This is a genomic window from Streptomyces sp. NPDC057654 (assembly GCF_042800135.1).
Taxonomy (GTDB): Bacteria; Actinomycetota; Actinomycetes; order Streptomycetales; family Streptomycetaceae; genus Streptomyces.
In genome coordinates this window covers 6,996-13,082 of the sequence record NZ_JBHVHQ010000151.1, presented here as the reverse complement: position 1 = coordinate 13,082, position 6,087 = coordinate 6,996, and the positions used below count along the sequence as shown (strand labels likewise).

The 6,087-nt window shown below is 74.2% G+C and carries 5 protein-coding genes; 1 reads left to right on the top strand and 4 read right to left on the bottom strand.

The genetic code is table 11. The annotated features are described in order from the left end of the window. Window positions 1-779: carbohydrate binding domain-containing protein (locus ACFU99_RS14610; RefSeq protein WP_384390897.1), on the top strand; the 779-nt coding region annotated here is incomplete at its 5' end. Window positions 780-864: 85 nt separating this feature from the next. Here ACFU99_RS14610 and ACFU99_RS14605 read toward each other — a convergent pair. The 4 genes from ACFU99_RS14605 to ACFU99_RS14590 form a co-directional block, all read right to left on the bottom strand. Continuing rightward, complete coding sequence (locus ACFU99_RS14605) at window positions 865-1,857, bottom strand: helix-turn-helix domain-containing protein (protein WP_384390894.1); 993 nt, start codon at window positions 1,855-1,857, stop codon at window positions 865-867. Between the two features lie 169 nt (window positions 1,858-2,026). Further along, entirely contained in the window at window positions 2,027-2,788 is a 762-nt protein-coding gene (locus tag ACFU99_RS14600; protein WP_384390892.1) for an SDR family NAD(P)-dependent oxidoreductase, read from the bottom strand. After that, on the bottom strand, window positions 2,785-5,307 hold the full coding sequence (locus tag ACFU99_RS14595; RefSeq protein ID WP_384390889.1) for an MFS transporter: 2,523 nt from the start codon (window positions 5,305-5,307) through the stop codon (window positions 2,785-2,787). Before ACFU99_RS14595 ends, ACFU99_RS14600 begins: the two co-directional genes overlap by 4 nt. A 5-nt stretch (window positions 5,308-5,312) precedes the next feature. Beyond that, a complete protein-coding gene (locus tag ACFU99_RS14590; RefSeq protein WP_384390887.1) occupies window positions 5,313-5,846 on the bottom strand; it encodes a 2,4'-dihydroxyacetophenone dioxygenase family protein in 534 nt (177 codons plus the stop codon). Window positions 5,847-6,087: the final 241 nt, after the last annotated feature.

The window sequence follows — 6,087 nt, the reverse complement described above, 5'->3', positions numbered from 1 at the left end:
GCTCCGACACCGGCTCGGGCATCGAGCAGGACACCTGGTTCTTCACCCACGCCTTCGCGCCGTTCACCGGCGGCGGGCCCGCCGCCGACGACTTCTCCCTCGACACGGCGCCCGGCGCCGCGACCGTGCCCCAGGGCGGCTCCGCCACCGCGACCGTGACCACCGCCGTCACCAACGGCACCGCCAAGCGCGTCGACCTCACCACCGAGGGCGCCCCGGCCGGCGTCACGGCCACCGTCGATCCGACGAGCGTGACCGCGGGCGGCACGGCAAAGCTCACCGTCGCCGCCGCCGCGACCGCCGTGCCCGGCCGCTACCCGATCACGGTCAAGGGCACGGCCGGGGCCGTCAGCCACTCCGCTGCCTACACCCTGACCGTCACCGGGCCCGGCGGCGAGGGCACCCCGGTCAACGGCGGCTTCGAGACCGGCGGCCTCGGGCCGTGGACCTGCCAGCCGGGCGGCGCGGTCGTGGACAGCCCGGTGCACTCCGGCACCCACGCGCTGCGCGTCTCGCCCACCGCGAGCCAGACCGGCGAATGCGCGCAGACGCTCACCCTGACCCCCAACACCCGCTACAACTTGACCGGTTGGGTCCAGGGCGGCTACGCCTACATCGGGGTCAAGGGTGACGCCACCGCCAGCGCCTGGTCCGCCGCCAGTGCCTGGACGAAGCTCACCGTCCCCTTCACCACCGGCTCCACCGGGACGATCACCGTCTACGCCCACGGCTGGTACGGGCAGAACAGCGTGTACGCGGACGACTTCGCCATCAGCTGATATCAGGCCGCTCCGCTTACGGGGCGCCCGCGTACGGGTCCGGCCCGCCCTGACGGCCTGTCAGGGCAGGCCGCGTGCAGTCCCGTCACGGACCGGGGCGGGTCGCGCCCGGGGTGTGGCCGAAGCGGTCGCCGAAGACGCGTGTGAAGTGGGCCTGGCTGGCGAAGCCCCAGCGGTGGGCGATCTCGGCGACCGTCAGATGCCGGGAGCCGTCGGCCGCCAGCTGCTCGCGGGCCCCGGCAAGCCGCAGTTCGAGGATGCGGCGGGACGGGCTCACCCCGGACGGCTCGAAGATCCGGCTCAGCTGCCGGCCGGACACCCCGACCGCCTCGGCCACCCGCCCGGCGCTCAGCCCCGGATCGGAGAGGTGCCGGCCGATGTAGTCCTCCGCCACCGCCAGCCGCGACGCCCGCCCGGCCGTCGCCGCGCCGTCGTCCAGCCGGGGCCCGTCGCCCAGCCGGGGCCCGGCCAGCGAACGGACCAGGTCCAGCACGGTGGCCGCCGTGGCGTCCGGGTCGCCCGTACCGCAGTGCGCCGTCCAGTCGGCCAGCACGGACCGCAGCGCCGAGACCAGCGCGCCCTCGCCCGCCGACCGCCCGCCGAACAGCAGCGGCGTCGGCACGCCCCCGGCCGCGCAGCTCTCCGTGAACACCTCGCGCGGGATGTCCACCAGCAACTGCCGCATGGTGCACGGGAACCCGAAGAGATACGAGCGCCGCGTGTCGTAGAGCACCAGGTCGCCGGCGGCCGGGGTGAGGCAGCCGCCGCCGTGGAAGAAGACGCCCTGACCCGACACCAGCAGGGAGGCGAAGACCGAGTCCTTGGGCAGCGCGCGGCAGGTCTTCGCGGTCCGCTCGATGACGTGCTCGTTGCCGGTGATCTCGGCCAGCCGCAGCCCGCCGAGCCGGAAGTTGGTCTGCCGGGCCAGCAGCCCCTGCTCGGAATACGGGGAGCACGTCAGACCCACCAGGGCCCGACGGTTGTAGTCCTCCCACAGTTCGACCCGGTCCGCCGGGTCGACGGACCGCGTCGAGATGGTGGACGCGGCGGCTGCCGCGGGGGTGGTGTATTCGGGCATCGGGGGGCCTCCTCACCGTGCGCCTGCCCGCCGCATGGGGCGCGTACGTGCCCCGCGGCTCCCGCGCCCGGTCCGGGGCAGCCGCAGCGTAACGCCCGGCGCGGGCCGCGGCCAGCGCTCCGGGCCGCCGGCCCCCTTCGACTCGGCCGCCACAGAGGCCGCTCGCCGCTCACACGGCCGAGTAGCCGCCGTCGACCGTGAGGACGGCCCCGGTCACGTACGCGGCGGCCGCCGAGCACAGGAACGCGATGGCCGACGCGACCTCGCGCGGCCTCCCCAGCCGCCCGAGCGGCAGCCGGGAGAGCACCGCCCGCGCCGCGTCGGGATCGTCCAGGACGCCGCGGGCGAGCGGGGTGGCGACGAAGCCCGGCGCGACGGCGTTGACCCGGATGCCGTCGGCGGCGTACTCGGCGGCCAGCGACCGCGTCAGCTGGGTGACGCCGCCCTTGCTCGCGCTGTACGCGGGCCGGTCGCGGCTGCCGAAGAGGGCGAACATCGACGAGACGGTCACGATGCTCCCGCCGCCCCGAGCGAGCAGCGGACGCGCCGCCTGACACGCCGTCATCGTCGCGTCCAGGTTCACCGCCAGTACGTGGTCCCAGGCTCCGCGCCCGTACTCCGCGCGGTCCCGGCTGACGCCCGCGCAGGAGACCAGGCAGTCGAGGCGGCCGCACTCCGCGATCCGGCGCGCGAGGCCGTCCCGGTCGGTGACGTCCGCTTCCACGACGCGAACGCGTGCGTGGCGGGGCAGCTCCCGGGGAGCGGCGGGCGGCAGGCCCAGCGCCCGCACCTCCGCGCCCAGTTCCGCGAAGAACACGGCCGTCGCGGCGCCGATGCCCGAGGTGCCGCCGGTGACCAGGACGCTCCGCCCGGCGAAGGAATCCGGGGCGAACGCACCCAGTCCGCGCACGTCGTCGTCCGCGCCGGTCATGTCGCGGGCTCCGGTACGTCGGGCCCGTCGGCGCGGGCGTTCGGGCGCACCAGGATCTTGATCTGCCCGCCCGGCCCCCGGGACAGCGGGCGCAGGCCGTCGGCGACGACGTCGTCGAGCGCCACGGTCGACGTCACCACGGGCGTGAGGTCCACGCCGCCGCGCCCGACCAGGCGGATGAGCTCGGGGTAGGTGTCGCGGTAGCCGACGCTGGCGACGATCGACTGCTCGTTGTTGACGAGCGCGTAGGCGTCGAGCCGCACCTGCCGGCCCAGCCCGACCAGGACGACCCGGCCGCCGCGCCGGGTCGCGGCCAGGCAGGTGTCGAGCGCGTCCTGCGAACCCACCGCCTCGAACGCGACGTCCACGCCCTCCCCGCCGGTCAGTTCGCGGATCGCCGCTCCGGCACCGTCAGCGCCATGCGTTCCGACGGCGTTCACCGTGTCCGTCGCGCCCAGCCGTTCCGCCAGCTCCAGCCGGTCCTGGGCGATATCGGCGGCGATGATCCTCGGCACGCCGCGCTCGGCCGCGAGCCGCACGGTCAGCAGACCGATCGGGCCGAGCCCGACGACCGCGAGGGCCGAGGGGGAGTCCCCGGCGCGCCGCAGCGCGTGCAGGGCGACGGACGCGGGCTCGAAGAGCGCCGCCTGTTCCAGCGGTACGTCCGGGGGGAGCCGGTGCACCATGTAGGCGGGCAGCGCGGCGAACTCGGCCAGCCCGCCGTCGCCCATCAGACCGGCGAAACCGAAGTGCCGGCAGATGTTGTACTCCCCGTCCCGGCAGCGCGCGCAGTCGCCGCACCGGTAGTGCGGTTCGACGGCCACGCTGTCGCCCACCGCGAGCCCGGACACGCCGGGGCCGAGGGCGGCCACGGTCCCGCAGAACTCGTGACCGAGCACGAGCGGGGCCGTCGCGCCGGAGGCCGGGTGCGGCGCGGCGACGGGGATGGCGTGCGGCCCGTCGGCGTACTCGTGCAGATCGCTGCCGCAGATACCGCAGTACGCGACCGCCACCAGCACCTCGCCGGGGCCGGGTTCGGGGACGTCCCGCTCGACGACCCGGACGTCCCCGGCCCCGTACCAGACCGCCGCCCGCATCCGCCGCCGCCCGCCGGGCGCCGTGGCGTCGTGCCCCGGCCCCGAGCCCAAGGCCGTACGAGCGTCAGCGCCCGCTCCTGTACGAACCTCCGTACCCGCACTGGCCCCCTGGGCACGAGCCGCCTCCCTGAGCGCCCTGCGCCTCAGCACCTCCGGGGCCGTCTCGCGCAGGCCGAAGGAGAGCAGGACGACGACCACCGCGCCGCCCGCGGAGATGAACATGGCGGTCTGCGGCCCCCAGGCGTCCGAGGCGCGGCCCGCGATCACCGGTGCGAGGAATCCGCCGGCCAGTTCGCCGGCTCCCATGACGAGCCCGAGGGCGGTGGCCAGCGAGCCGCGGGGAACCGTCTCGGCGGGGATGGTGGCCATGATCAGGGTGAAGCAGCCCAGACCGGTGTAGGTGAGGATCACGACCGCGCCGAGCACCACCGGCCCGTCGAGATACACCACGGCGAGCGGGCAGAGGGCGGCGACCGCGCTGAAGAGGATCATGGTGCGCCTGCGGCCGATGCGGTCGGAGATGGCCGGGGTGACGAATCCCCACAGCACCCACGCGACGCCGAAGCACGTCATCACGCGGCTCATGGTGCCCGCCGAGAAGCCCTTGACGTCCTCCAGATAGGTGGGCGTGAACGTGATGATGACGATGAACCAGGTCAGGTAGGAGCAGGCCGCCAGCACGCACAGGAGGATGTTCCGGTGCGCGAGCAGTTCCCGTATGGACAGGTGGTCGCCGGCCGGTACGGGAGGCGGTGCGGCGGCGACGGGGGCGGCCGGTGCGTGCGGTACCGGCGGCCTCTCCCGCACGGACCGCCAGATCCAGGCCGCGATGAGCAGGCCGGGGACGATGGTCAGGAGGAACGCCGTCCGCCAGCCGTACTGTCCCGCGACCCACACCACGGCCAGCGGCGAGAGGATGCCGCCCAGCAGCCCGGCCGAGGAGCCCTGGAGCAGCCCCATGTTGAGGCCGCGGCGCTCCGCCCGGGACGCCTCCACCATCAGCGACTGCGACAGCGGCAGGACCGCGCCCTCCGCGATGCCCATGAGCGCCCGCGCGAGCAGCAGGCCGACGAACCCCGTCACCAGGCCGCCCGCTGCCGAGAAGCAGGAGAAGAGCACGACGGCGGTGATCAGGAGGGGTTTGCGGCGGCCGAGCCGGTCCGACAGCCGGCCGCACAGCAGTCCCGACAGCGCCCAGGTCAGCGCCAGGACGCCGGACAGCGTGCCCAGTTGGGTGTTGGAGAGGCGGAAGTCGTCGCTGATGAAGGGGGCGAGGAAGGACAGCGCCTGCCGGTCGAAGAACACGAAGCCGAAGGCCAGGAAGAGCACCAGCAGCAACTTGTTCTCGTACGTCCGTGCCGCGCCGTCCGGCGGCGGTGACGGCGGCGAGGGTGGCGGCGGGGACGGCGACGGGGACGGCATCCGGGTCACCGGAACAGCGAATCGACGTGGTCGGCGCCGAGGCCCACCCGTTCGTAGTGGGCGCGGCACATGGCGATGTAGTCGTGGACGTCGAAGTACCCGGCGGTGTCGCCGTTCTCGTCCAGCCAGATCAGCGGGCCCTTGACGATGAAGAGCGCCTTCATCGGCTCGCCGCTGTCGTACGACACCAGGGTGTGGCCCTCGCCCGGCGCCTCGTACACGAAGTCCCCGGCGCGCGCGGTCCAGGGGCGTTCGAGATAGCCCCAGGTGCCGGAGATCGTGTACGCGAAGACCTCGTGCGGGTGGTAGTGCCGGTTGACCAGCCCTGGCTGGTCCGCGCGCAGGATGTCGGCCCAGGAGTTGTCCTTCACGTTGATCCACAGCGGCCGCGAGCGGACGGTCTCGGTGAACGGCACGTAGTAGCGGTCGTCGTCGGTGGCCGCCTGGGGGAGGTAGACCTCGGGCAGTGCGTCGGGTTTGAAGGAGTTCCGGATCGGCTTGAGGTCCTTCCAGAACTCGTCGCCGGGCGCCTCGGGCATGGTGGTCTCCGCTTCATCCGCTTCGTCGTTCGGGGGTCGGGGCCGGGGCCGGTGCCGATACCGGGGTCGGAGCCGGTTCGGAATCGGTCCCGGGTTCGGCAGTGAACCCCCGGCGGCGCGGGCGTGTCTTTCCTCTGGCGGACATCCCCGTTTGCCTGTTCGGGACAGGCGCCTCCCGCGATGACGGAGCCGCTCGCGGAGGGTGGCCGGTCGGCTGAGGCCGGTCAGCGGACGGCCGGTC

Bases quoted from the DNA above. Each gene is read 5' to 3' on its own strand.
- ACFU99_RS14595 (WP_384390889.1), bottom strand. From the start codon at position 5,307: ATGCCGTCCCCGTCGCCGTCCCCGCCGCCACCCTCGCCGCCGTCACCG.
- ACFU99_RS14605 (WP_384390894.1), bottom strand. From the start codon at position 1,857: ATGCCCGAATACACCACCCCCGCGGCAGCCGCCGCGTCCACCATCTCG.
- ACFU99_RS14600 (WP_384390892.1), bottom strand. From the start codon at position 2,788: ATGACCGGCGCGGACGACGACGTGCGCGGACTGGGTGCGTTCGCCCCG.
- ACFU99_RS14590 (WP_384390887.1), bottom strand. From the start codon at position 5,846: ATGCCCGAGGCGCCCGGCGACGAGTTCTGGAAGGACCTCAAGCCGATC.